Below are 25,278 nucleotides of genomic sequence, written 5' to 3' on the forward strand. Positions count from 1 at the left end.
GTCACACGAGACGCAGCGCGACCAGCAGCAGGTCGATGAGCTTGATGCCGGCGAAGGGCACGACCAGGCCGCCCAGGCCGTAGATCCACAGGTTGCGGCGCAGCAGCGCGGCCGCGCCGATGGGCCGGTAGGCGACGCCCTTCAAGGCCAGCGGGATCAGCGCGACGATGATCAGCGCGTTGAAGATCACCGCCGACAGGATGGCCGAGGCCGGGCTGTGCAGGCCCATCACGTTGAGCGCGCCCAGCTGCGGGTACACGCCCAGGAACATCGCCGGGATGATGGCGAAGTACTTCGCGACGTCGTTGGCGATCGAGAACGTGGTCAGCGAGCCGCGCGTCATCAGCAGCTGCTTGCCGGTCTCCACGATCTCCAGCAGCTTGGTCGGGTTGGAGTCCAGGTCGACCATGTTGCCGGCCTCCTTGGCGGCCTGCGTGCCGCTGGCCATCGCCACCGCCACGTCGGCCTGGGCCAGCGCGGGGGCGTCGTTGGTGCCGTCGCCGGTCATCGCGACCAGCCGGCCCTCGGCCTGGTAGTCGCGGATCAGCTTGAGCTTGGCCTCCGGCGTGGCCTCGGCGAGGAAGTCGTCGACGCCGGCTTCGGCCGCGATGGCCGCGGCGGTGAGGCGGTTGTCGCCGGTGATCATCACCGTGCGGATGCCCATCTTGCGCAGCTGCGCGAAGCGCTCCTTGATGCCGCCCTTGACGATGTCCTTGAGCTCGACGACGCCCAGCACGCGGGCCTGGCCGTCGCTCAGGTCGGCCACCACCAGCGGCGTGGAGCCGCGGCGCGCGACCTCCTCGGCCACCGCGGTGACCTGGGCCGGCATCTGGCCGCCGTGCTGCTCGACGAAGCGGCGGATCGCGTCCACCGCGCCCTTGCGCAGCTGGCGCCTGGGGTGGTCCGGATCGCCGAAGTCGACGCCGCTCATGCGGGTCTGCGCGGTGAAGGGCACGAAGTGCGCCTGCAGCGCCGCCAGCTCGCGCTCGCGCAGGTTGAAGCGCTGCTTGGCCAGCACGACGACGCTGCGCCCCTCGGGCGTCTCGTCGGCCAGCGAGGCCAGTTGCGCGGCGTCCGCCAGCGCCTGCTCCTGCAGCGTCGGGGCCGGCAGGAAGGCGCTGGCCTGGCGGTTGCCCAGCGTGATCGTGCCGGTCTTGTCCAGCATCAGCACGTCGACGTCGCCGGCGGCCTCGACCGCGCGACCGGAGGTCGCGATGACGTTGGCCTGCATCAGGCGGCTCATGCCGGCCACGCCGATGGCCGACAGCAGGCCGCCGATGGTGGTCGGGATCAGGCACACGAGCAGCGAGACCAGGGCGGTGATCGACACCACGGTGCCGGCGCCGGCCGCCTCCACGCTGAACAGCGAGTACGGCAGCAGCGTCACCGTGACGACCAGGAACACCAGGGTCAGCGCGACCAGCAGGATGGTCAGCGCGATCTCGTTGGGCGTCTTCTGGCGCTTGGCGCTCTCGACCATCGCGATCATGCGGTCGAGGAAGGCCTCGCCCGGGTTGACGGCGATGCGCACGACGACCCAGTCCGACAGCACGCGGGTGCCGCCGGTGACGGCGGAGAAGTCGCCGCCGGACTCGCGGATCACCGGCGCGGATTCGCCGGTGATGGCGCTCTCGTCGACCGAGGCGACGCCCTCGATGACCTCGCCGTCCAGCGGCACCAGGTCGCCGGCTTCCACCAGCACGACGTGGCCCTTGCGCAGCTCCTCGGAGGCGACCGGGTGCCAGGACGAGCCATGGCGCGGCACCTCGAGCTTCTTCGCCCAGGTCTTGGCCTTGAGGCCGCGCAGCGACGCGGCCTGCGCCTTGGAGCGGCCTTCGGCGAGCGCCTCGGCGAAGTTGGCGAACAGCACGGTGAACCACAGCCACAGCGCGATCGCGAGCATGAAGCCCGGGCCCTCGGCGCCGGCCAGCTCGGGCTTGGCGAAGCTCGCCAGCCACAGGCCGGTGGTGAGGATGCTGCCGGCGTAGACGACGAACATCACCGGGTTGCGCAGTTGCACCGACGGCGCGAGCTTGGCGAAGGACTGGGCGATGGCGGGCTTCACCAGCGCGGGGTCGAACAGCCCGGTGCGGGCGTTCGCGCGGGGCGGCTGCGGGTCCTGTCCTTGCGGACCGGACGGCGACGGGCCGGTGGGCTTGACGCCGCCCAGGACCTCGGCGCGGGCGTTGGCCGGCACGGAGGTATGAAGGGTCTTCAGTTGGTTGGTCATGTCAGGCTCCGAAGGGTCACTTCCAGAGCGTCAGGTGCTCGACGACGGGGCCGAGCGCGAGCGCGGGCACGTAGTTGAGGAGGCCGACGAGCAGCACGGTGCCGATGAGCATCGCGACGAACAGCGGGCCGTGGGTGGGCAGCGTGCCCTCGCCGACGGGGATGCGCTTCTTGGCGGCCAGGCTGCCGGCGATGGCCAGCACCGGCACGATCACCAGGAAGCGGCCGAGCCACATCGCGATGCCCAGCAGCGTGTTGTAGAACGGCGTGTTGGCGGACAGCCCGGCGAAGGCGCTGCCGTTGTTGTTGGCCGCGGAGGTGAAGGCGTAGAGGATCTCGCTGAAGCCGTGGGCGCCGGGGTTGGCGATGCCGGCCTTGCCGTCGGCGGCCAGGACCGCGATGGCGGTGCCCGCGAGCACGACGATCGGCGTGACCAGGATGGCCACGGCGCTCATCTTCATCTCGAAGGGTTCGATCTTCTTGCCCAGGTACTCCGGGGTGCGGCCGATCATCAGGCCGGCGATGAAGACGGCCAGGATCGCGAAGATCAGCATGCCGTACAGGCCGGTGCCGACGCCGCCGAAGACCACCTCGCCGAGCTGCATCATCACCAGCGGCACGGCGCCGCCGATGGGGGTGAAGCTGTCGTGCATCGCGTTCACCGCGCCGCAGGAGGCGGCGGTGGTGACGACGGCGAACAGCGAGCTGGCGGCGATGCCGAAGCGGGTCTCCTTGCCTTCCATGTTGCCGCCGGCCTGCAGCTCGGTGGCCTGGATGTCGACGCCCTGGGCGGCGACGAGCGGGTTGCCGGCCTGTTCGGCGGGGGTGGCGATGAGCACGCCCACGACGAACAGCACCGTCATCGCGGCCAGGATCGCGCCGCCCTGGCGGCGGTCGCCGACGAGCTGGCCGAAGCTCAGGCACAGCGCGGCGGGGATCACGAAGATCGCCACGATCTGCAGCAGGTTGGTCAGCGGGGTCGGGTTCTCGTACGGATGGGCGGAGTTGGCGTTGAAGAAGCCGCCGCCGTTGGTGCCCAGCATCTTGATCGCCTCCTGCGAGGCGACCGGGCCCATGGCGAGCTGCTGCTCGCGGGTGCGCTGGTTCTCCATGACGGGCTGGCCCTTGTCGTCCTTGAGCGGCTGGCCGTCGGCGCCGAGCTTGGGCGTCTGGTAGTCCTGGGCCTCGACGGTCTGCACGGTCTTGTAGCCGTCGAAGTTCTGGATCACGCCCTGCTGGACGAAGACCAGCGCCAGGACGAGGGACAGGGGCAGCAGCAGCCAGAGGGTGCAGCGGGTGATGTCGGCCCAGAAGTTGCCGACGTGGCCGGAGAGGCGCGAGGCGAAGCCGCGGATCAGCGCGAAGACGACGGCGATGCCGGTGGCGGCGGACAGGAAGTTCTGCACCGTCAGCGCCAGCATCTGGGTGAGGTAGCTCATCGTCGACTCGCCGCCGTAGCCCTGCCAGTTGGTGTTGGCGACGAAGCTGATGGCGGTGTTGAAGGCGGAGTCGGGCGTGACGGCGCCCATCCCTTGCGGGTTGAGCGGCAGCACGCCCTGCAGGCGCTGCAGCAGGTAGACGGCGATGACGCCGAGGAAGTTGAAGACCAGCAGCGCGATGGCGTACTGCTTCCAGCCCATGCCGTCGTCGGGCTTGATGCCGGCGAGGCGGAAGATCGGGCGCTCGATGGCGGCGATCCAGCGCGGGACGCGGCCCTGCGCGAGGGCGGTGATCCAGCGCGACAGCGGCCAGGCGAGCGCCAGCGTGACGGCGAGGTAGAGGGCCAGGTTGGCCCAGGCGAGGTTGGTCATGTCAGAACTCCTCGGCTCGCCAGAGGGCGATCAGGAGGTAGACGAACAGACCGGTGGACAGGAGTCCGGTCAGCCAGTAGAGCGCGCTCATTGCTTGCCCTCCAGGCGGTGGCTGGCGACCGCCAGCCCCACCGCCACGAGGAACAGCACGACGCTCAATCCGAGGAAGAGTGCATCCATGTTTTTGGGGACCCATGCCCCCGGGATGAGGGCGTGATGGGATGGATGGACTCTAGGAACGGGCGGGTCAAGAGCGCGTAGAAGGTGGGGGGTGGGGTATCAAGATTCCATAAAGACGGGGATGACTGCCCCTCAAACCGCCAGCCCGGCGGCCCTCCTCGCGTGCCCCCAGGCGATCAGGCCGACCCCGCCGAGGATGACGACGGTGCCCGCGAGCATCGGCGTGCCGATCGCCTCGCCGGCGAGCCAGTAGCCCAGCAGCATGGCGACCAGCGCGTTCACGTACTCGTTGCTCGTCGCCAGGCCGGCGCTGGCGTGGTGAAGGATGTAGACGTAGGCCGAGTACGCCACCATCGACCCGAACACCACCAGGTAGGCGAAAGCCAGCCACGCGGAGGGAGGGACGGACGCCGGCCAGGTCTCCCCCTTGGCCAGCGCCATCGGCACCAGGCAGAGCGCGCCGCCGAGCATCTGCGCGGGCGCGGAGAGGCCGCCTCGCGGCAAGTCCAGCCGCGGCTGCAGCACGACGGCGAGCGACATCCCCGCGCAGGCCAGCAGCACGGCGATGGAGCCGAACCAGTTGGCCTGCAGCGCCTTGTCCGCATGGATCAGCAGCACGCCGGCGATGCCCAGGCCGACGCCCAGCCATTCGACCGCCAGCGCGCGGCCGCCGCGCAGCCGGTCGAAGACAAGCGCGAACATCGGCCCGCAGGCGTAGATGACCGCGGCGGCACTGGAGGAGATGTGGCCCACGGCCAGGCACACGAAGCCGTTGCCCACGCTGACCATCAGGAAGCCCATTGCCAGAGCGTTGCGCCACTGGCGCCAGGAGGGCCAGGGCGCGCCCTTGAAGCGCATCAGCGCGAAGAGGAGCACGCCGGCGGTGGCGTAACGCGTGGCGGCCAGCAGGAACGGCGGCAGGCCGGCGATGGCGACCTTGATGGCGAGGTAGGTGGAGCCCCAGATCACGTAGACCAGGGCGAGGCACCAGAGCAGCTTGGTGTTGAGGCCCGGGGACGTGGCGGGGCCGGCGGGAGTGGCGGCGGCGACGGGCGTGGCGGGGGTGATGGAGGACATCCCGGAAGGCTAGGAGGCCCGGGCGCCTCGCGGAAGCCGACGTGTCGGCAAAGGTCCGTTGTCCGCGCGACAACGCGATGCTGCCTAGGATCGCGCTCATGAACGAACGTCAACTCTTCCTCGTCGGCAGCGGTCGAAGCAACGGGAACTCCGAGCAACTGGCGCGCCGCGCCGCGCTCGGTGCTCCGGATGCGGAGCAACGCTGGATCCATCTCCTCGACCATGCGCTGCCGCCCTTCATCGACCGACGGCATGACGCGATCCCGCTCTACCCGGCGCCCACCGGGGCGGAGAAGCTGCTGCTCGACGCGACGCTGTGGGCGGACCACCTGATCTTCGTGTCGCCGCTGTACTGGTACGCCATGCCGGCGGACATCAAGCGCTACCTCGACTTCTGGAGCGCGTGGCTGCGGCATCCGACCGCGGACTTCAAGGCGACGATGGCGGGCAAGCGGCTGTCGGTCGTGACCTCGGTCAGCGACGAGGACCTCGAGGTGGCGACGCCGATGATCAAGTCCTACGAGCTGACCGCCAAGTACATGGGCATGGCGATGGGCGAAGTGATCGTGGGCTACGGCAATCGGCCCGGCGAGGTGCTGTTGGACGAGCGCCTGCTCGACCAGGTCGATGCGATGCTGAAGGCGCCGGCGGCGCGCTGATCCAGCGTGACGGGCGTCGGCCCGCAGGACATCGGGTAAGGTGGCCGGCTTGCGCCCTTCCCCACCAGGTGTCCCCGCGATGACTGCATCCGCTCCCGGCATGTTCGATGAAATGGCGGTCTTCGCCCAGGTCGTGGAAAGCGGGAGCTTCTCCGCGGCCGGCAAGCGGCTGTCGCTGCCGACGTCGTCGGTGAGCCGGCATGTGGCACGACTGGAGAAGCAGCTCGGCGCGCGACTGCTGGACCGGTCGACGCGGGCGATCTCGATGACGGAGCTGGGGCAGCAGGTCTACGCCGCGTGCCGGCGGATGACCGCGGCCGCGCAGGACGTGCATGCGATGGCCGGCGTGTATGGCGCGAAGCCGATCGGGACGGTGCGCGTGTCCGCGCCGGTGGTCTTCGGGCAGCTGTGGATCGCGCCGAGGTTGCCGGAGTTCGTGGCGAGGCATCCGGAGGTGAACGTCGATCTGATGCTCACGGACCGGACGGTGGACCTCATCGAGGAAGGCATCGATATCGCCTTCCGGATCGCACGGGAGATCGCGCCCGGGTTGGTGTCGCGCAGGCTGATGACGATCGGGCAGCAGCTGGTCGCGTCGGTGGACTATGCGAAGCGACATCCTCTGCCGACGGAGCCCTCAGCGCTGAACGACCACGCGCTGATCCAATTCAACTTCGAGCGCTTCGAGCGCTGGACCTTCCAGCGCGAGGGCGAGGAGTGCCAGGTGTTGCCAGCGAGCCGGATTCGCTCCAACAACAGCGGAGCGACGCTGGCGATGGTGGAAGCCGGCGGCGGGATCGGGTTGATGCCGGCGTATGTCGCCGCGCCAGGGATCGCAGCCGGGAGGCTGGTGCCGGTGCTTCCTGAATGGCGGCTGCATGAGACGTTCTGCAGTGACGTTCATATGGTCTATACGCCGGGGAAACACTTGCCGTTGAAGACGAGGGCGTTGATTGATTTCCTGGTTGGGGCGTAGCTCCCGATCACTGGTCCTCGAGCACCTGAACCCGGGGCTCCTTCGACAAGATGATCCGCAGCTGATCTGACGCGAGGGACACTTGCTCTTCGGTGCTTGCCCGGCCCAGCAGCCTCCTCCAGAAGAACGATGTCCATATCGGAGCATCAGTGCCTACGAAGCAGGACCAGATGACCTCGCGTCCATCCGGCACAAACGAATTCATCGCTTCAGGCGTGACCTTGTCATAAAACGCCGAGCGGTCATTGCCGCATGCGATCCACAGCATGAACGGCTCGCGGCGAAGCATGACGCACCAACCCCAGTCTTCTGGAATGACCGGCTCGGGTTGATAGCCAAGGTCGACAAACCGCTCCCGAATCCACTCCGCCAGCGACCGTCCGTAACAGAACGGGTTTGTCTGTTCGTCCTCGCGTGGGTCGATCTGAAAGAGATCGCTGCGAAGCATGATGGTTGGGGATTCCTGAGGCATCTGGCAATGGGGCGAGCGCGCTTGCAACGTCTCAGCCTAACGCACGTTCATCCGCGATCCATGGCCACCGGCGCCGAGCTTCCAGCAGTTCATCCTTTGCTTCATTCCTTGGGAAACGGCTCGTTTAGAAAGCGCCCTTCGCGACCCGCGCAGCCGCGCCGCGAATGCCCGAAGATGTCCCGATTCCTTCGCCTCCATCGCGACGCCCGGGCTCGCAACGAGGAACGACCATGCGACCAGACAAGAAGCCACCGCTCTACCGAAAAGAAAACACCACCGCGCACGCGATGCGCTCCTGGCATGGAGCCGGTGACTTCCGTGATGTCCGGAACACGAAAGACGAACTCACGTCCGACGCCACGCGCCGCTCGATGCACGGCAAACGGCGTCGCGGCTTCGACTACACGCCGCTGTATCGATTCCTGCTGTCCAAGGTCGGACAGCCCTGGGCCGAGGTGCATTCGGAAGCGGTCTCGCGACTCGACCATCCCGATCCCATCTTCCGAATGGTCGCGATTCGCGAGGAAGACCGTGAGGAGTATTTCTGGACGGGCGAGTCGACCTGCTTCAGCGGTCTCTACGTCGATGACGAGGGCATCCTGCGCATCGTGAATCCCGACATCGGTCCATCGACGCTGGAGCCGTCCTGTCCCTGCTGCACGCACACGTTCAACGGCGTGACGTTCACGAAGCGGTATCGCCTTCCAAGTCTTTGAGGCCTGACATGTCGACACCATCGCCGAAGGATTCGAAGGACCAGCAAATCACGGATCTCGTCGTGGCGGTCTTGAGTTTGGTGGCACTCGTTGCCGTGATGGTTTGGTGGTGGACCTATCCGCGTCCCAACGGAAACCACCCTCGCCTGCTCGACCTCTTCCAGTTCTTCCCGCGCGAGTCGCTGCTGATCGCTTTCATCGTCGTCAGCGTCATGAGCCTTGCGGTAGCGACGGCATGGCGCGCCTTGAAGCGCATAGCCAGAAGACGCTTCTCCGACGTGCACGGGGAATCCTCAGATGGCCCCTAAAACCGATCTCTCCGCCTTCGCCTTCTATTGCAGCCCCGGCGCATTGCGCCGCGGCTTGCGAGCCGGCGTCGATCCCAACGTGCGCGACGCCGACACCCTGAAGACGCCGCTGATGTGGCTGTGCGAGATGCACAACCACCATCAGCGATCTCGGAAGCGAATGTTTCGACTGCTGGTCCGAGCTGGCGCCGACCTCGAGGCAACGGATTTCGCCGGAATGACCGCGCTCGACTACGCCAAGTTCGGCGCGATCACCGTGTTCCTGCGCTTCGTCGAGCATGAATATCGTCTCCAGCGCCGGGGGAAGCGCCCGCCTGCCCCAGTTGCTCCAAACTCTCCTTCAACTGCCTGAACGCCAGTTCTGCGTCTGGCCTCTGCGGCTCCCAAACATCAGAAACCAGCGAAACGGGCTTCGAAACCTTGATCATCAGAAAAAACTTGCCAAGAGGTCATTCTGAAGGCGATAGATTCTCATCCGCAGAGCCAGCCGGCCTATGTGTCGCGCAACGTGCCATATTAAAGATCTGCAGCTCCAAATAATTTCGTTGAAAATCTTCGCCCTAGCTGCCCAAGCACACGCGCCCAGTTGTCAATAAAGCCCAACGGCGCCTGACTCGACATGGCCGCTGCCTTCTTATAGTCGCGCAAGAGAAGCGCAAATTCCTTTTCCAATTGCACCATTGTTAGAAGACCGCTATTGCACCGCGCGCGCAACAGCCTAAGGTCGCGATAGACTGACACATATGCATTTCCTATCTGCACATGCAATGAAGACATGTGACCCAACTTCAGAACGGCGACCACCCCGGAACATATTGCAGCAAGCATTGAGAGGTATCGAATCGATTCAAAATCAGACAACACCTTTGACGAAATCAATGCGTTAATAACAGTCGAGGCAACAACCAGAAGAGTAAATACCGCCGCCTTTCGCTTGGCGGCAAAGTAGTGAAAGTTCTTCCCCCGCTTGCTGTCAACAATTAGCTCCACAAGCTCATCATTCAAGTTTGGACTATTGGAAGACATAGCATCCCCTTTAAATCATAAAAACGTCTGAGAAAGGCAAAGCACCATCATCGTAGCCAATGAAAATCATGAAAGGCAGTCGACGCAATAAGCTCAAACACGTCACATTCCTCAAACTGGATGTCTGGTCATGAATGCAGACAAAAGCCCCACCTCACCACCGAAAAGCGGCAAGCCGCAATTGCTCCTCAACGGGGTGTCGTGCGGGAAGCGATGTCGGTTTCCCGTCCCCGGAAGAAAACGTCAGCCCAAGCAAGCCAGCTGCACATGAGCGACGACTGCTCGGCCTCTTCATGTGCAGCAACGTCCCTCCCGCCTACTTGCACGCTGCAGGCGAGGCCACACAAGCCTGGATCCAACTGCCGTAGTTAGCCACCCGCGTGTAGATGCCGACCCGATTGGGTTTGGCGCAGCCATCGCCCCAACTGACGACGCCCGCCAGCCGGGGTGCCGACGCCGTCGATACCGTCAGCGGACCGCCGCTGTCGCCCTGGCAGGAGTCCATGCCGCCCGCGGCAACCCCGGCGCAGATCATGTTCTCGGTGATCTGCCCGTCATAAGCCAGCGGACGATTGCAGGTACCGCGCTCGACGAACGGGACCGACACGAACCTCAGGTCGCGCACTTTCTGCCCACCCTGCTCCGTCGCGCCCCAGCCGACCGCCACCACAGCGGCATCCTTCACAAGCAGCGTCGCTTCCTCTTGCGTCGAAATCAGCGGGATTGCGCGCACGGTCGTGCCCAACGTCAACGGTTCCATGAGCTCGATCAGTGCGATGTCGTGATCCTGGGTCGACGCCGCGTAGTTGCTCTTGACGATCATCCGGCGGACGTTGTGCCGGCTACCACCCGCGCCAAGGATGTTGGTCCCCGCCGTCACGATCACGTCTTTGGGCGACATGTCAACCAGGCAATGGGCAGCCGTGACGATCCAGGTTTCGTTGTAGACACTGCCACCGCAGAAATGCGCGTGATAGGGGCTCGCGATCCAGGACACCCCGAGCGAGACCTGCCACGGGAATGAACCGACCGGTGCCAGCTGTCCGCCCACGATCTTGGGCTGCTGCATCTTCAGATAGCGCGTCACGGTATCGCGATACTGTGGAGACCCCTGCAACGGCACATCCGCCAGCGCGACGTTGCGCGAGGTCTGCGCCGTGCCGTTGGTGGCCGCGCAAAGCAAGCCGGCTAATGCCATCGTTGCGCACCAGCCCTTGAACAGTCTCTTCATGTCGCTTCCTTTCCTTGCTGTGGTTTTGGCCGCCAGGGGCCTAATAGCCGAAGAAGCGCAGACGAACGCCGTCCCCGCTCACGTCGTCCGCCGCGGGCATCGAGCTGATGCGCCGCTCGTCGATACCCGCCCGCTTAAGCACGTAGGCCGCATGCGTGGCTCGCGCGAGCCGGCCGTCATACACATGCGTATCGATGCTGGGCGAGACCGCGATCGACACCCAGGTCAGCGTCCTCTTCTGCTGCTTCAGCTCGGCGAGTCGGGCCTGCACCAGGGCCGGATCAATCACATCCTTGAACCCCTTGACCGGGGGCGGCAGGATCAGCTCGCTGAGGCTCCTGCCGAGCTCCACCGGCGCCACCGGACTCTCCCAGTTGGCCGCGAGTTGCACGTAGATTTGCTCTTCATCGCCCGGGATCCTTCCCACCAGGACCGGCAGGCCGGATTTCGTCGTCGTGAAGCCTTCGACGTTGACGCGAGAGCCTGCCTTCACGACTTCGTCGACCCGCCCCGGATATGCCGCGGCACGGCTCCCGCCCACATCCGCCGTCGCGACCATCGCGCCATGAGCCAGGAACGACTGCTTCAGACGATGGAGCTGCGGCTGCACGTCCTTCTTGCCGGACGGCACTAGGCCCAGGTCCTCGTTGTCCAAGTACGCCACCCACTCACCGCTGTTCAGCGGCAACGCCCGGTCGAACGCGAATCCGCCGAACGTGGGCACGATGGCGACGCGGGCGCCATCCGGACGCCAGGCGCGCTCGACGGCCGCCGGCGAGATCAGCGTGAAACGGCTCGTCGCGCTGTCCTGCGGGTGCTGGTCCAGCCATCGTCTAGCCGCCATGGCGAAGCGACTGATGGAGTTCCTCATCGCGAAGCGCTCGATCACCGGACGCTTGCCGCTGTCCAGCGCAGCTTGCCAGGCGGCCCGTTCTCGCTCCAGGGTCGTCGCGCCAGGGTTCAGGAACGGATTCGTGTTGGACCAGTCAAATAGACCCGGATGCTGGACGTTGCCGCTGTTCTGCAGCACGTCGACGCTGACGTCCTTGAACACGGACCCGAAGTCATCGTCCTGCGCTGCAATCCTTTCCACGAGGCTTGCGGAGAACAGGCTCAGTTGGTCGGCGGCTTCGCTGCCGATGGCGATGAAACCAGGGCGGGCGGCAAAGCCGATCATGCTGTTGGTGGTACGCGAGCCTCGCACGGGCTCGGCGATGCTCTTGGCCACCAAGTTCTGGTTGCCTGGCGCGGAGACCACGAAGCCGGCAATCGTGCGACAGGCGTCGATCAGCATCAGCAGCAGACCGGGCGAGCGCTTCTCTAGATAGTCCTGCAAGCTCTCGATCGCGATGGCGACGTCGCCGACCTCGCCGGCCTTGATCGACAGTCCCATGCCGGTCGGTGCCAGGAAGTTGTTGGGCCCGTACGTGAACCCGTGGCCGGAGAAGAAGACCAGCACAAAATCGCCGGGCTCGATGCTCTTGCGAAAGGCCGGCAGCACCTCGTCTTCCAATTGCCGCACCGACTCGATGTTCGGGACATGGGTGACCTTGAACTTGAGACCCTGAAGCCGGGCCGCGACGCGGTCACCATCCAGCTTCGCGCTGGACAATGGCGCCAAGGCGACGTAGTCGCTATTGCCTATCACAAGCGCATGCCGGGCCGGCTCGCGCTCTTCCAGATAGGCGGAGGTCTGCGCGCGGACTCCGCCAACGGCGGAAGCAGCCGACACGAGCGCGATCAACAAGCTGCATGTACGGTCCATCCGACGAGTCCCTCCCGAGCCTCGTCGACTATTTCCGACACGCGAACAGCGCGCATCCTTCCCCTTGATGAGGGCTCTACGGCCGCCCGAACAACACCTTCACCCCCGCCTCCGACGTGAACATCGCCCTTCCGTTGTGCCCCACGCCGGGCACTTCGACGAGCCGTTGGGCGATTGGACTGCCCTCACGCGCCCGGAGCGCCGCGACGTAGGCCCGGCCTCGCTCGAGCCGCGTCGCGCCCTGCGCCTCCGCCGCGCAGGACCGATCGAGCTCCGGGTGATTCGGATCCGAGTCCGCGGTACCCAGCAGGTAGGTGATGTCCTGCCCGACATAAACGGCTTCAGCCAGCGCCTCGGTCATCCGCACATACGGCGGGACCCTGCCCGCCATCCCATAGGGCCAGCGATCAACCGCGGCGCATCGACCACCCCCACTGCCCTGCGCCTTCGGCCGCGCCGTCCCGAAGTACAGATAGGACGAAGGATTGGCCACCACGTAGCGCACCTTGATGCCATCGCCAGCCCGCGCCTCGGCATGCCCCACCGCCGCGTAGCGCTGCACGAGCTGCCCGCCCGCCGAATGCCCCGCGATGACGATGGTGCTCAGGCGCGGGAAGAGCCGCCGGTCCGCCAGCCGCGCCACGATCGCGTCGACCGCATCGAACGCGCTCACCGGCGCCGGCCCCAGCGCCGGCCGGCCCGCCTTCCAGTCCTCCACGCCCCATCGCAGCATCGCGTCCGGCAGCCCATGCGCGCGCGTGTCCGCCTCGATCAGGAATTGCGGCGCGACGACGATCGTGTGCTCGGCGGCCTCGCCGGCCTTGGCCGCCGCGGCTTCGCCTTCATCCAGGCTGCGCCGCGACCATCCATGGATCACGACGACCGCGTGCTCGACATCAGGCTGCGGCGTCGACCAATCGCGCGACACCCGGATCGGGATCGATCCCCGACCCGATGGCGCTTCCACCTCGAATCGCCCGTCCGGCACCACCGCCACGGGCCCCGCCACCTGCCGCGGCGTGATCGCGTCCGCCTGACCGGCGACCAGCAAACCCGCCAGCCCCAAGCCGGCGGCGCAAGAACGAAGCAGCGAGCACGTGAATGTCATGCCCGCTCAACGCTCACCGCGCGCCCGCGCGGACGCTCTCAACACGACTTTGCCCACTCGGCGGCGACAGCACAGGTGTGTCAGCCGGCGACAACCTTTCCAGGCTTTCCTTCAACCGCTTGAACGCCGGCGCTGCCCTTAGCGCCTGCGCCCCGGCCTTCTGCAGCTCCCGCACGTCCCCCGCCTCGATCGTGAACGCCGTCGGCACGCGCAGCATGCTGTAGCGGATCTTGTCGTCCGGCACGTCATGCAGGCTGACGCTGACGATGTGCAGCTCCGCGTCCGCCGCGAACGGGCTGCCCGGCGTGCCGCGCGTGCGCTTGAGCTCTTCCTGCCAGCGCCGGTTGTCGTCGTTGAGCATCGCCAGCGTGATCTGCGTCTCCCGCGCTCCGGCGCCGAAGACCAGCGTCTCCACCACCTGCCCCGTCGACGGGATCCGATCCGCCGCGTCGATGCGCTCGGCCAGGTCGCGCTCCGAGTTCACCGTCACCAGCACCATCCGGTGGATCGACCCCGGCGCCACGTCCGGGAACGACGACGCCATCGAGCCGCCCGCCAGGAACCGGTCCAGCATCAGCCGCGCGCCCGTGTTGTCCGACACGCCGCCATCCACCAGATGGATGTAAGGCCGTTCCTTCGCGTCGCGATAACTCTCCGCCGACAACGCCAGCATCCGTGTCCGGTAGTCGCCGCCCGACTCGTGGGCCGCCCGCGGCGCCGGCGCGCATTCCCCGGCGTGATTGCGCAGCGTCATCGGCGACAGCAGGATCGGCACCGCCGACGACGCCGCCACCGCGAACGACAGCGGCGTGCGGTCCAGGTCCGAGCAGATCAGCCCGAACTGCTCCGGCGTGAAGTCGAACGGCGCCCCGGTCGTCAGGTCGGTCGCCGTCACCATCAGGTCCGGCGCGCCGGGTCGCGACCGCAGGTCGCCGAAGGTGCGGCCGCGATAGAGCTCATCCAGCCGCTGCGCCAGGATGTGCGTCCGCCCGTACCACGGCGAGGTCAGGTGATACAGCCGCCGCGGCGCGAAGGCCTGCCGGATCAGGCCGGCCTCGAACGGCACCAGCAGGAAGTCCGGCTCGAACCGCGTTAGCGTCTCGTCGCCGAAGGCCGCGTAATGCGCCGCCAGGATGCTGCCGCCCGACACGCCGCTGACCAGCGTGACCTGGTCCAGCAAGGTCGTCGGCTGGCCGTCGAGCACGAAACCCGTCGCCTTCAGTTCCTGCAGCACGCCGAGCCCGAAAGCCGCGGCCCGCGCGCCGCCGCCCGACAAGGTGACCGCCGCGACGATCGGCCGCCCGGGTCGCCGCGTCGAGGCCGCTACCGGCGGCGAGCCGTCCTTGGCCACCGGCAGGCCCTCGTTGATCCAGGGCCGGTAGGTGGAACAGCCGGCCAGCAGGGCCACCGCGATTCCCGTCGTCGCCAGCACACCCAGCCGGCCGCTCACGTCACTCCAGCGCATCTCCACCCGCTCCCTCGCTTCACCGCCGCGATTTCACCGGACGCGCTTATACGTCACCGACGTTTCTCCGATGCGGTCGCGGCGATCGACCGCGACGCCCGCGCCATCGACGACCGCCGCCTGCCAGCCCCATTGCCTCCAGCCTGCTCCGCGACACGCCAGTCGCCATGCGTTAGCGCGTCATCAAGGGAAGTTCTTCCTCCGATCGCCTCGGCGAGGCTTTACCCGCCGGAAACGATATTTATCGCCGGACGCGTGCCTAGAATATTTTCATGTCATCCGGCAAATGAATCGGTTGCACCAGAAAAATAGCAATCAAATCGCCGGTTAAATTCTCGTGAGAGAAATATCAAAGGGAAGTGAACATTATGTCAAATAATGGTCAAGGCATTGCTTCGAGCGCCTCCGGGAAAAGATCTACGAAGCGGCTCGGCATCTCGCTGGCAATTACCCTCGGTCTGACCTTCGGTATTTTCTCGCAGGCGTCGGCCCAAGCGATCGACCGGCTGGAATCCACCAGCCAATGCGACCAGACGACGGTGCAGACCGTCACCTACTGCACCCGGAGCGACGCACCGGGCGAAGGCCGCTGTTTCGCCCAGCAGATCTCGCTGCGCAACGGCGGCGGCACCTATACGGTGTTCCTGACCAATCCGGACGCCGCATCGGACCGCTCGCTGGCCCGCGGCGGGCAATGCGTGAGCAAGGGCAACGCCCATTGGCTGGTCATCGCCTCGTCCAACCTGGGCGCCGGCGACACCTGCACGGACTGCGAGCGCAGCGATGTCTTCGCCCTGGCCCCGTCGCCCCGCTACGCCGGCAGCGTCGGCACACTGCCCCGCCTCGTCCTGGCGGCACCCGATCCGCTCAAGCCGCTCCAGGACACCGACGCGATCGACGCCTACCGCGCGCGCATCCGCAAGCCCGGGGCCCCCATCTACGACTTCGATATCCAGTGGTTTGTCCGTTGAACAACTGAAGGGAAGGAAGCAGATCCATGCCAGCCAGCAATTCACATTACAACGACCCCGGGGTATCCACGGGTAATTCCAGGGATTGGGGAGACGCCAGCCAGGACGTCAAGGATTTCGTCGTCGCGGAAATCATCGCGCAGGGCAAGGAAGCCGGGCTCAGCAATGACGACATTTCCAACCTGCTCGCGATCGCCGACAAGGAATCGGGATTCAATCCCGACGCGGCGAATGTCGGCTCCTCCGCTTCCGGGGTATTCCAGATCATCGACGGCACCGCCGCGGACGCTGGCAGCCGGCTCAGCGGCAGCAGCCTGGTGAATGGCTACAAGATCGACGTGCCCTATAGCCGTTTCGACGCGACGGCCAATATCGCCACCGGCATCGCCATCTACCTGGACGACAAGCGCAAGGCCGGCAACACGACCGACATCGGCGCCATCTACAAGTTCTTCAATCCCAAGGCGACCGCGAAGGACATCGCCACGCTGAAGGCCTTCAAGTCCACCTTCCAGAGCAACATCAAGAACATCCAGATGATCGGCGGCGGGGAACCGCTGCCGACCCTGCCGGACGACTACAAGGAAATCACCGTCCAGGTCCCGTCCCACACGGGCACCTGGACGATCGGCGCGCCGCAGCCCGTGCTCACGCCCCCCGCGCCACAGGGCGCCTACACCGTGGGCGCGCAGATCGACGCGCCCGACCCCGAGAACCCGGATGGCACGGACCCGGACGGTTCCCAAGGAACGCCGGCGGGAGATCCCGGCGACGGCACCCCGGGCGGTGACCCTGGCGGCGATCCCGGTGGCGACCCGGGCGGGGACCCCGGCGGCGACCCCGGCGACACCGAAGGCTTCGCCCGCGTGGTCGTGGCCTCGGTCCAGCGCGGCACCGATCGCCGCACGGAGCTGACGCCGGAAGCCACCGTCGTCCGCCGCGGCCGAACGGCGCTGACCCCGGACCAGGGCGAGTCGCACGCGGTGGCGCACGCGCCGCGCGCCGACGCGTCCGCGCTGATCCAGGCCATGCACGCCGTCCATCCCGCCGGCGGCGCGATGGAGCACATCGCCTCGTCGCAGGTCTTCGACCACGCGCACCTGGTCAGCCGCAGCCTCTGAGCCCAGGCCTCGCAGGCCTCGCCAACGAAGGGCCTCCGGGCCCCTTCCCCGCATGCATTTCGAGTTGCCCCGCGCCAGCTTCGCGGCGTTCCCGGTCACGCGCCTGCGGGCGCCGAAGGTCCTGTGGACCACTCCGGACCGGGCCGCCGCGGCGGCGCTTCCCGACAGCTTCTGGTGCGTGCCGCACCCCGACGACGACCCCGCCGCCTTCGCGGACGAGCGCCGCCTGGCGTTCGCCGACAAGTACGGCGGTCGCGGCGTCGGCGCCAACGGCGGCAGCGGGCGCTCCGCCCTGGACGGCCCGTTCCAGGTCAAGGGGATCGGCCGCACGCCGCTGATCGGCGAATCGTCCGACCCCGATTTCGCCCATGGCGGGCTGACGCTATCGGAAGCCGTGCGCGAGGCGGTCTGGAGCGAGGTCTACGCGGCGGCGCTGCCCTGGGGCAGCGTGCGCAGCCTGGCGATCGTCGCGACCGGGACGACCACCTTCCTGGAGTCGTCCCGGAGCACCCGATCGGCGACCCGCGCGCTGTTGCTCCGCGAACGGGCGGTGCGGCCGGCCCACTTCATGCGCGCGCCCAACTTCTTTCCGCCGGGTGCCGGTCTGCGCACGCACCTCGAGGACGTGGCCCGCACCCGCGACAGCGTCCGCGCGCTGGTCGAGTGCCTCCACGGCGAATCGCCGGGCCGCCCCTCGGCCCCGCGGCTGGTCGACGTGCTCCTGGACACGGTCCACCGCTTCGCCGCCCAGATCGCCGCCGCGCGCGCCAAGCGCATTCCGCACGGGTCGCTCAACTGCTCCAACATCGCCATGGACGGCCGGCTGATCGACTTCGGCACGGCCACCGCGCTGTCCGATTTCGGGCCCGCGGTGACCTCGGTCGGCAAGTTCCCGTTCTGGCAGGAAGACCAGGCCATGCTGCTCTCGCTGCGCAACCTCGTCTTCACCATGTCCCGCTACGCGGGCGATCCGTCGGGCCCCGAGGTGGCGCGATCGGGGCCGCGCCTCGTCGAGGCCTTCCACGCCGCGCTGGCGGACCGCACGGCGATCGAGCTCGTCAAGCTGACCGGCCGGACGGAGGCCGAGGCCCTGGCGGTGCCGGGCGCCCTCCGCCAGCGCTTCTCGGACGCGGCGCTGGCGGTCACGCCGCTGCACGGCGCGGCCCCCTTCCTGCTCGACGAGATGCCCCGCCGCATGGGCGGCCACGGTCATCTGCCCATGCTCCTGGCGCTGCTGGCCTGCGCGGAGTCGCCTGCCTGCGCGGCACGGGAGCTCGATGCGCATGGCGTTTCCGGGCCCGCGATCGCGCGCCTGGTCGACGCCTGCTTCTCCCTGGAGGACGATGCCCGCGCCGAACCCGCGCAACGGCGGTCCGCCCGGCGATGGCGCGCCCTCAACGCGCTTCGGCTGGCTGCGCCGCTGCCGCGGCTGGTACGCGTGCAACTGGCGCGCGACATCACCGCCGAACTGCGCGGCGGCGCCCCGGACTGGCAGCGCTTCATCGACGAGCGGGTGGCCCACGGGGCCTGGGCCCTGGCCGACACGCGCCCGGACGAGGACGCCGCGTCGCGCGCGCTGTGGTCGCACATCCAGGACGAGACCCGCCCCGTCGACGCCGGCCACCGCGCCCGGGTTCGCGCCTGGAAGCCGGCGATCGATCTCGCCCGGTCGCTGACGCGCGGGACCTGGCCCGACGGCGGGCCCGCGTCTTGAAGCCGTACCACGCCGTCTTCTCGCCGGCCGATCCGGCGGTGCAGGCCCTCTCCACGCAGCTCGGCGCCGTCGCGTCCGTCGACCTGGGGAGCGGCGCGCCCTCCGAGCTGACGCCCTGGCGCCTGCGCGAACTGGTGCTGCCCGCGATCCACCAGCGTCGGCTGCGCGTCCATCGGGACGTCGCGTCGAGGCCGGTGGCCTTCATGGTCTGGGCCATGCTCGCCGACGACGTCGACGCGTCCCTGCGCGCGCCCTACGGCAACCGGCTCCACCCGAGCCAGTGGAACGAAGGCACCCACTTCTGGATCCTCCTGGCCCGCGCCCTGCCGGGGCACGCGATGAGCGCCTTCCTGTCGATGCGTCGCGCGGTGCTGCGCGACGCCGGGCCGGTGAGCTACTTCTCCCGCCCTCGACACGGGCGGGACACCCCGAGCCAGGCCGCCGCCGCGGGCTGCGCGCGCGCCGGTGCCGGCGTGGACCTCGCCCATCTCGGCCATGTGCTCACGGTCCAGGGCGAGAGCGCCCATCACCAGGACCTGCCGCTGCGGGACGCCGTCGGCGCACTGCTCGGCAGCCACCCGCATCGGCGGGTGACCGTGTACTTCGGCGCGGAAGGACACCCGGCCGCCTACGTCGTCTGGCAGTGGCGCCCGGGCGCCTCCCCCGGCCGGGGCGGCGTGGTCCGCGTGCTGGACATCGCCGCGCCCTTCGGCCATCTGCGGCACCTGCTGCCGCTGTTCCTCCAGGCCGAGCGCCGGGATGGCGCGACGGTCCTGTACCGACGACGCGGCCGCCGGCATGTCCTCCACCCCCGCCAGCGCGCCGCCGAGACCGCGCGAGGAACCCACGATGCATAGCGCCCTGTCGTGCCTGCAACTGATCGCGGACTTTCATCAGCACCCGCTGGACGGCCAGCGCCTGCTGCATGAGTTCGGCGAGGCGCCGTGGTCGCCGCAGGCGTTGGTCCTGGCCGCGCGCTCGGCCGGTTTCAGCGCGAAGCCGTTGCGGCAGCAGCCCGGTCGGCTGGCCAGCACGCCGCTGCCGGCGATCGCGCTGGCGCGCGACGGGGGCTGCTTCGTCCTGGCCAAGGCCTTCGAGGAGGACGGCGTGGACAAGGTCCTGCTCCAGGTCCCGGGCTCGCCGCCCCAGGTGATGGACCAGGCCGGTCTGCTGTCCTTCTGGTCCGGCGAGCTGGTGCTGCTGCAGACCGCGGAGTCGCTGGCCGGGAGCCTCGCCCGATTCGACTTCAGCTGGTTCATCCCGGCGATCGTCAAGCACCGGCGCGTCCTGGCGGAGGTGCTCGCCATCTCGCTGGCGCTGCAGCTGATCGGGCTCGCCACGCCGATGGCCTTCCAGGTCGTCACGGACAAGGTGATCGTGAACCACGCGGTGCAGACGCTCGACGTGGTGGGCGTGGCGCTGGGCGCGGCCATCCTCTTCGAGGTGGCCCTGACCTTCCTGCGGACCGTGGCCTTCAACCTGGCCACCAGCAAGATGGACGTGGAACTGGGCGCGCGGCTGTACCGCCACCTGCTCAGCCTGCCCATCGGCTACTTCCACGCGCGGCGGGTCGGCGACTCCATCGCCCGGGTCCGCGAGCTGGAGCACCTGCGCTCGTTCCTGACCGGCAACGCGATCACGCTGGTGCTGGACCTGGTCTTCTCCTCGGTCTTCCTGGCGATGATGGTCTGGTACAGCCCGCCGCTGTCGCTGATCCCGCTGGCCGCCATGCCCCTCTACGCCGCGGTGTCCTTCGTCTTCACGCCGATCATCCGCCGCCGGCTGAACGACAAGTTCGCCAGGAACGCCGCGTCGCAGTCCTTCCTGGTCGAGTCCGTGACCGGCATCGACACGGTCAAGGCCTTGTCCCTCGAGCCGCGATGGCAGGAGCGCTGGGACCGGCACCTGGCCGCCTACGTCGGCGCCAGCCTGAAGGTCACCGGCGTGTCCGCGGCCGCCTCCGGCGCCGCGACGGCCATCAACAAGGTGTCGGGCGCGCTCATCCTGTGGTTCGGCGCCTCGCAGGTGATGCAGGGCGCGATGACCGTGGGCGAACTGATCGCCTTCAACATGTTCGCCGGACAGGTCGCCTCGCCCATCCTGCGGATGGCCCAGCTCTGGAACGACTTCCAGCAGGCTTCCGTGTCCGTCGAACGGCTGGGCGACATCCTGAACATGCCGGCCGAGGGCGCCCGCGGCAAGCCCGAGGCGCCCCGGCTGCGCGGCGCCCTGCGCCTGGACGACATCGGCTTCCGCTACCGGCCCGACGGCCCCGAGATCCTGCGCGGCGTCTCGCTGGACATCCCCGCGGGCAGCGTCGTGGGCATCGTGGGGCGGTCCGGCTCCGGCAAGAGCACCATCGCCAAGCTGCTGCAGCGCCTGTACCTGCCCGAGCGCGGCAAGGTCTGCGTCGACAACGTCGACGTGTCGCACCTCGAGTTGACGACCTATCGCCGGCAGATCGGGACGGTGCTGCAGGAGAGCTTCCTGTTCACCGGGTCGATCAAGGAGAACCTGAGCGTCACGCGTCCCAACGCCAGCTTCGAGGACATCGTCCAGGTCTGCCGGCTCGCGGGCGCGCATGCGTTCATCTGCGAGCTGCCCGAGGGCTACGACACGCGCATCGGCGAGAACGGCGTGGGGCTGTCCGGCGGCCAGAAGCAGCGCATCGCGATCGCGCGCGCGCTGCTGAACGATCCGCGGATCCTGATATTCGACGAGGCCACCAGCGCGCTGGACTTCGAGTCGGAGCGCGCGATCCACGAGAACCTCCAGGACATCGCCCGCGGCCGGACGGTGATCATCATCGCGCACCGCCTGTCGACGGTGATGGGGGCCGACCAGATCGTCGTGATGGAGCGCGGCCAGGTCGCCGAGCGCGGCGACCACGACACGCTGATCCGGCAGCCGGGCGGGATCTACGCGATGCTGTGGCGCTCCCAGGCGGGCGTGGGCGACCGCGCGGCGCGCCTCGCCGCGCCGGCGTGGGAGGAAGCCACGTGAACGCCACCGCCACGCTGCTGGCACGGTACTGGCGCATCCTGCGGCAGGCCTGGGCCGATCGCGAGACGCGCCAGGCCGTGTCCCGCACCGCCCAGGAGGCGGAGTTCCTGCCCGCGGTGCTGGCCATCCAGGAACGCCCGGCGTCCGCCTCGACGCGGATCACCGCCTACACGCTGATGCTGCTGATGGCGGCCACGCTGGCCTGGGCGGCCTTCTCGCGCGTGGACATCGTCATCCAGGCCACCGGCAAGGTCATCCCGTCGTCGCACACCCGCACGATCTCGGCGGTCGAGACGGCGACGGTCGAATCCATCGATGTCGTCGAGGGCCAGGCGGTCAAGGCCGGGGACCGCCTGCTGCGGCTGGACAGCATCGCCGCCGACGCGGACCGCAAGAAGTCGGAGGTGGACCTCCAGATGGCCCGGCTGGACGGGCGCAAGGCGGCCGCGCTGCTGCGCGGCCTGGTCACGATGAGCCCGCCGAGCCTGGGCCCCTGCGACGCCGCCGTCGAATGCCTGCAGACCGCGCAGAACCTGGACGCCCAGTGGCGGGAATTCATGACCCGGCTGACCCAGCTCGATGTCCAGCTCGCCCACGGCGCATCCAGCCTGGCGCTGGCGCGCCAGCGCGCGGCGGACTACGAGGCGCTGGTCGAGCACCGCGACGTGGCCGCGCATGCCTGGCTCGACAAGCGCCAGGCGGTCGACGACCTCGAGGCCGAGGTCAAGGCCGTGCGCCTGCAGCGCGAGCAACTGGTCGACCAGCTCCGCCGCGAGGCGCTGGCCGCCATGATCGACGCGGAGAAGACGGCCAAGGCCCGGGGCGCGGACCTGGAGCGCGCCTCGCTCAAGGGCCGGCAGTCCCTCCTCGTCAGCCCCGTGGACGGCCATGTCCAGCAGCTCAACGTGCACACGGTGGGCGCGGCCGTGGCCGCCACGCAGCCGCTGCTGCTGGTCGTGCCGCAGGACGACGAGCTCGAGATCGAGGCCACCGTGGACGCCAAGGACATCGGCTTCCTGCGCGCCGGGCAGCGGGCCGAGGTCAAGTTCGACGCGTTCGACTACACCCGCTTCGGCACCGTGATCGCGGAAGTGGTCCAGGTCTCGGCGGACATGGTCCCCGACGAGAAGCGGGGACCGCAGTTCGCCATCGGGCTGAAGCTGGCGAGCGCCCAGATCGTCGTCGACGGCAAGCCGGTCCGCCTGGGTCCCGGCATGGGCGCGCGCATCAACATCAAGTCCGGGACGCGCACCGTCCTGCAGTACCTGCTGTCCCCCCTGCTTCGCCATGCCCGGGAGTCCTTGAATGAGCGCTAGGCGCCGCTGGCCGGGCGCCCGGACCGTTCCGCCGCTGGTGGCCGCGGCGCTGGCGTTCGGCGGCGCGCGCGTGGCCTGGGCGCTCCCGCCCGGCCCCGGCCCGGACGATTGCGCGGGCGGCGCGCCTGCATCGACGCAACCGCTGGAGCTGGACGACGTGACGCGCCTCGCGCTGTGCCACAGCGCCGAACTGGCGATCGCGCAGGCGCAGGTCCGTCACCAGGACGCACAGCTCGCCGTGGCGCGGTCCTCGCTCTATCCCCAGGTCACGGCGAGCGCCTCGCGCGTCGTCGACCGCACCGACTACGCCGGGCCGGAAGCCGGCACGCGGCTGCGCAGCACCTCCCTGTCCGGCGCCATCTCCTGGCGGCTGTACGACTTCGGCGCGCGCGCGCATGCGGTGGCGGTCGAACGGCTGGGCCTGCGCGCCGTCGAGGCCGACGCGGTGGACGCCCGGGACAAGGCGATCCAGGCCGCCGCATCCGCTTTCTTCGATCGCCAGCGCGCCGAGGCCACGAGCGTCCTGAGACATCAGGAGGTCGCGCTGGCGCAGGGCACGCTGGAGAGCGTGCAGCGCAAGGCCGGATCGGGGGCGGCCAGCGATTTCGAGGTCCGCCAGGCGCAGGCCTTCGTCGGCAGGACGCGCCTGGAGGAGCGCGCGGCCGGGGCGACGCTGACGAAGGCGCGATCCGCGCTGGCCTCGCTGGTCGGGCGTGACGGGCCGTTCGAGATCGCCGCCGCACCGCCCGACGCGCAGGACGCCTGGATTCCGTCCGCCGAGGAACTGGTCCGCGAGGTGCTCGCGGCCAATGCGGCGGTGCAGGCGGCGCAAGCCCAGCTGGACGCCTCGCGGGAACGGGTCCGGCAGGCGCGGGCCGAGACCCTGCCCACGGTGGATGCCGGCCTGGACTACTACCGCAACGGCCGCCCCACCGTCGGCCTGTCCTCCGTGCGGGCGACGGAGCGGGTGGCCTCCATCGCGGTCAACATTCCGCTGTTCGACGGCTTCCGGGGCTCGGCGCTGAAGGACCAGGCCGCCGCCCTGGTCCAGCAGCGGATCGCCGAGCTGGAGAAGGCACGGGAGCGCGCGCTGCTCGATGCCACGCTGATCCACGAGGACGCGCTCGCGGCCCGGGACAGCCTGGGCATCGCCACGGCGACCGTCTCGACCGCGGAGGAGGCTTTCGCCTCCGCCCAGCGGCGCTTCGCCCACGGCGTCGGTGACCTGTCGGAACTCATCGGGGCGGAAACGGCCCTGGTCAATGCCCGGGAAGCCCGCATCGACGCCCTCACCAGCCTGGCCGTGGCCACGGCCCAGTTGCGCATCGCCACGGCCCGGACGGCCTGGCGGTCGCCCGTGGCCACGCAGTGACTAGCGCCCCCCCGCGGGCATCACCTTCGTCAGGTGGCTCGCCAGCATCCCCGCCGTGATCCGTGCGACATCCTTCGGCTTGAGGCTCTCGTCGAACAGCATCTCCACCGTCGCGTAGACCAGCTCCACCACGATCCGGCTCGCGAGCTTCAGCTCCGCGCGCTTCGCCCCCGGCAGCGCCTTGACCAGCAGCTGCGTCTGCGCCTCCGTCACCGCCGCGTGCGAGGTCAGCCGCACCTCCTGCAGCGCCGGCACCGCCCGCATCGCCCGCATGATCCACACGCCGCCCGGCGTCTGGCGCGTCGCCTCGTAGGTGTCCAGCAACAGCCCCGCCAGCGCCTCCTCCAGCGCCGGCAGGCCCCGCTGGACCACCTCCACGGACATCCACTTCTCCACGCACTCGTTCTGCCGCTGCATCAGCCGCTGGCCGAGTTCATGCAGCAACGCGTACTTGTTGGGGAAGTAGCGGTACAGCGCCGGCGGCGACACCCCGGCGCGCTCGCACACCAGGTTGGTCGAGAGCCGCTCCACGCCGACCTCGATCAGCGTCTGCGCCGCCGCCTCGAGGATGCGCTCGTAGGTCTCCGCGGCGCGCTGCTGCGCGGGCTGTTTCTTCGTCGCCAGCGCCGGCGCCGGCGCGGCCGGGACCGCGGGCAAGGACGGCGACGAGGATTCGGGAGACTTGCGGCGCGGATTCGGCATGGGCATCGATCGACTTGAAGGCTGCGGGATTCTTCCAGGTTCGCGGGCGATCCGGA

General features: G+C 68.6%; 23 protein-coding genes. 12 read left to right on the plus strand and 11 right to left on the minus strand.

Going from position 1 to position 25,278, the window contains the following annotated elements; all coding sequences use genetic code 11:
- Position 1: 1 nt before the first annotated feature.
- From kdpB to N5D62_RS05225, 4 genes are all read right to left on the minus strand, one after another.
- Positions 2–2,230 carry a potassium-transporting ATPase subunit KdpB gene (kdpB, locus tag N5D62_RS05210; protein ID WP_279756566.1) on the minus strand — a complete coding sequence of 743 codons (2,229 nt, stop codon included), beginning with the start codon at positions 2,228–2,230 and terminating at the stop codon, positions 2–4.
- A gap of 16 nt (positions 2,231–2,246) precedes the next feature.
- Positions 2,247–4,040 (minus strand): potassium-transporting ATPase subunit KdpA, encoded by a 1,794-nt coding sequence (kdpA, locus tag N5D62_RS05215; protein WP_279756567.1) that lies wholly within the window; start codon positions 4,038–4,040, stop codon positions 2,247–2,249.
- Position 4,041: 1 nt separating this feature from the next.
- Entirely contained in the window at positions 4,042–4,131 is a 90-nt protein-coding gene (gene kdpF, locus N5D62_RS05220; RefSeq protein ID WP_279756568.1) for a K(+)-transporting ATPase subunit F, read from the minus strand.
- 221 nt (positions 4,132–4,352) lie between these two features.
- Positions 4,353–5,297, minus strand: coding sequence for an EamA family transporter (locus N5D62_RS05225; protein WP_279756569.1), 945 nt, complete (start codon positions 5,295–5,297; stop codon positions 4,353–4,355).
- A gap of 98 nt (positions 5,298–5,395) precedes the next feature.
- Here N5D62_RS05225 and N5D62_RS05230 point away from each other — a divergent pair, with 98 nt between their 5' ends.
- The gene (locus N5D62_RS05230) at positions 5,396–5,956 is read left to right on the plus strand and encodes an NAD(P)H-dependent oxidoreductase (protein ID WP_279756570.1); all 561 of its coding nucleotides are present in this window, start codon (positions 5,396–5,398) and stop codon (positions 5,954–5,956) included.
- 79 nt (positions 5,957–6,035) lie between these two features.
- The gene (locus N5D62_RS05235; RefSeq protein WP_279756571.1) at positions 6,036–6,932 is read left to right on the plus strand and encodes a LysR family transcriptional regulator; all 897 of its coding nucleotides are present in this window, start codon (positions 6,036–6,038) and stop codon (positions 6,930–6,932) included.
- Between the two features lie 7 nt (positions 6,933–6,939).
- Here N5D62_RS05235 and N5D62_RS05240 read toward each other — a convergent pair whose 3' ends face one another.
- A complete protein-coding gene (locus N5D62_RS05240; protein WP_279756572.1) occupies positions 6,940–7,380 on the minus strand; it encodes a hypothetical protein in 441 nt (146 codons plus the stop codon).
- Between the two features lie 254 nt (positions 7,381–7,634).
- Here N5D62_RS05240 and N5D62_RS05245 point away from each other — a divergent pair, with 254 nt between their 5' ends.
- Genes N5D62_RS05245 through N5D62_RS05255 form a run of 3 tightly spaced genes read left to right on the plus strand, consistent with a single transcriptional unit; the run spans position 7,635 to position 8,780 of the window.
- Positions 7,635–8,120, plus strand: coding sequence for a hypothetical protein (locus tag N5D62_RS05245; protein WP_279756573.1), 486 nt, complete (start codon positions 7,635–7,637; stop codon positions 8,118–8,120).
- 8 nt (positions 8,121–8,128) lie between these two features.
- Positions 8,129–8,428: a hypothetical protein gene (locus N5D62_RS05250; RefSeq protein WP_279756574.1), complete on the plus strand. Its 300-nt coding sequence runs from the start codon at positions 8,129–8,131 to the stop codon at positions 8,426–8,428.
- A complete protein-coding gene (locus N5D62_RS05255; RefSeq protein ID WP_279756575.1) occupies positions 8,418–8,780 on the plus strand; it encodes an ankyrin repeat domain-containing protein in 363 nt (120 codons plus the stop codon). The genes N5D62_RS05250 and N5D62_RS05255 overlap by 11 nt, the downstream gene beginning before the upstream one ends.
- Before the next feature lie 164 nt (positions 8,781–8,944).
- Here N5D62_RS05255 and N5D62_RS05260 read toward each other — a convergent pair whose 3' ends face one another.
- The 5 genes from N5D62_RS05260 to N5D62_RS05280 form a co-directional block, all read right to left on the minus strand.
- Entirely contained in the window at positions 8,945–9,433 is a 489-nt protein-coding gene (locus tag N5D62_RS05260) for a hypothetical protein (protein WP_279756576.1), read from the minus strand.
- Between the two features lie 337 nt (positions 9,434–9,770).
- Positions 9,771–10,685, minus strand: a complete 915-nt coding sequence (locus N5D62_RS05265; protein WP_279756577.1) for a serine protease — start codon at positions 10,683–10,685, stop codon at positions 9,771–9,773.
- Positions 10,686–10,725: 40 nt separating this feature from the next.
- Positions 10,726–12,432, minus strand: a complete 1,707-nt coding sequence (locus N5D62_RS05270; protein ID WP_279756578.1) for a caspase family protein — start codon at positions 12,430–12,432, stop codon at positions 10,726–10,728.
- Between the two features lie 94 nt (positions 12,433–12,526).
- Positions 12,527–13,501: an alpha/beta hydrolase gene (locus tag N5D62_RS05275; protein WP_279756579.1), complete on the minus strand. Its 975-nt coding sequence runs from the start codon at positions 13,499–13,501 to the stop codon at positions 12,527–12,529.
- A 70-nt stretch (positions 13,502–13,571) separates the two neighbouring features.
- Positions 13,572–15,023, minus strand: a complete 1,452-nt coding sequence (locus N5D62_RS05280; RefSeq protein ID WP_279756580.1) for a patatin-like phospholipase family protein — start codon at positions 15,021–15,023, stop codon at positions 13,572–13,574.
- A 359-nt stretch (positions 15,024–15,382) separates the two neighbouring features.
- Here N5D62_RS05280 and N5D62_RS05285 point away from each other — a divergent pair, with 359 nt between their 5' ends.
- From N5D62_RS05285 to N5D62_RS05315, 7 genes are read left to right on the plus strand one after another with little or no spacing between them, the layout of a single operon-like run.
- Positions 15,383–15,994: a hypothetical protein gene (locus N5D62_RS05285; RefSeq protein ID WP_279756582.1), complete on the plus strand. Its 612-nt coding sequence runs from the start codon at positions 15,383–15,385 to the stop codon at positions 15,992–15,994.
- A 26-nt stretch (positions 15,995–16,020) separates the two neighbouring features.
- A complete protein-coding gene (locus N5D62_RS05290; RefSeq protein ID WP_279756583.1) occupies positions 16,021–17,115 on the plus strand; it encodes a transglycosylase SLT domain-containing protein in 1,095 nt (364 codons plus the stop codon).
- 52 nt (positions 17,116–17,167) lie between these two features.
- Complete coding sequence (locus N5D62_RS05295; protein WP_279756584.1) at positions 17,168–18,829, plus strand: protein adenylyltransferase SelO family protein; 1,662 nt, start codon at positions 17,168–17,170, stop codon at positions 18,827–18,829.
- The gene (locus N5D62_RS05300; protein WP_279756585.1) at positions 18,826–19,686 is read left to right on the plus strand and encodes a toxin-activating lysine-acyltransferase; all 861 of its coding nucleotides are present in this window, start codon (positions 18,826–18,828) and stop codon (positions 19,684–19,686) included. Before N5D62_RS05295 ends, N5D62_RS05300 begins: the two co-directional genes overlap by 4 nt.
- On the plus strand, positions 19,679–21,832 hold the full coding sequence (locus N5D62_RS05305) for a type I secretion system permease/ATPase (protein ID WP_279756586.1): 2,154 nt from the start codon (positions 19,679–19,681) through the stop codon (positions 21,830–21,832). Before N5D62_RS05300 ends, N5D62_RS05305 begins: the two co-directional genes overlap by 8 nt.
- Positions 21,829–23,148, plus strand: coding sequence for an HlyD family efflux transporter periplasmic adaptor subunit (locus tag N5D62_RS05310; RefSeq protein ID WP_279756587.1), 1,320 nt, complete (start codon positions 21,829–21,831; stop codon positions 23,146–23,148). The genes N5D62_RS05305 and N5D62_RS05310 overlap by 4 nt, the downstream gene beginning before the upstream one ends.
- Positions 23,138–24,520, plus strand: a complete 1,383-nt coding sequence (locus N5D62_RS05315; protein ID WP_279756588.1) for a TolC family protein — start codon at positions 23,138–23,140, stop codon at positions 24,518–24,520. Before N5D62_RS05310 ends, N5D62_RS05315 begins: the two co-directional genes overlap by 11 nt.
- Here N5D62_RS05315 and N5D62_RS05320 read toward each other — a convergent pair whose 3' ends face one another.
- Positions 24,521–25,222, minus strand: a complete 702-nt coding sequence (locus N5D62_RS05320; RefSeq protein ID WP_279756589.1) for a helix-turn-helix domain containing protein — start codon at positions 25,220–25,222, stop codon at positions 24,521–24,523.
- Positions 25,223–25,278 lie beyond the last annotated feature (56 nt).

Origin of the sequence: Mitsuaria sp. GD03876 (assembly GCF_029840635.1) — a bacterium.
Classification (GTDB): Bacteria; Pseudomonadota; Gammaproteobacteria; order Burkholderiales; family Burkholderiaceae_C; genus Roseateles.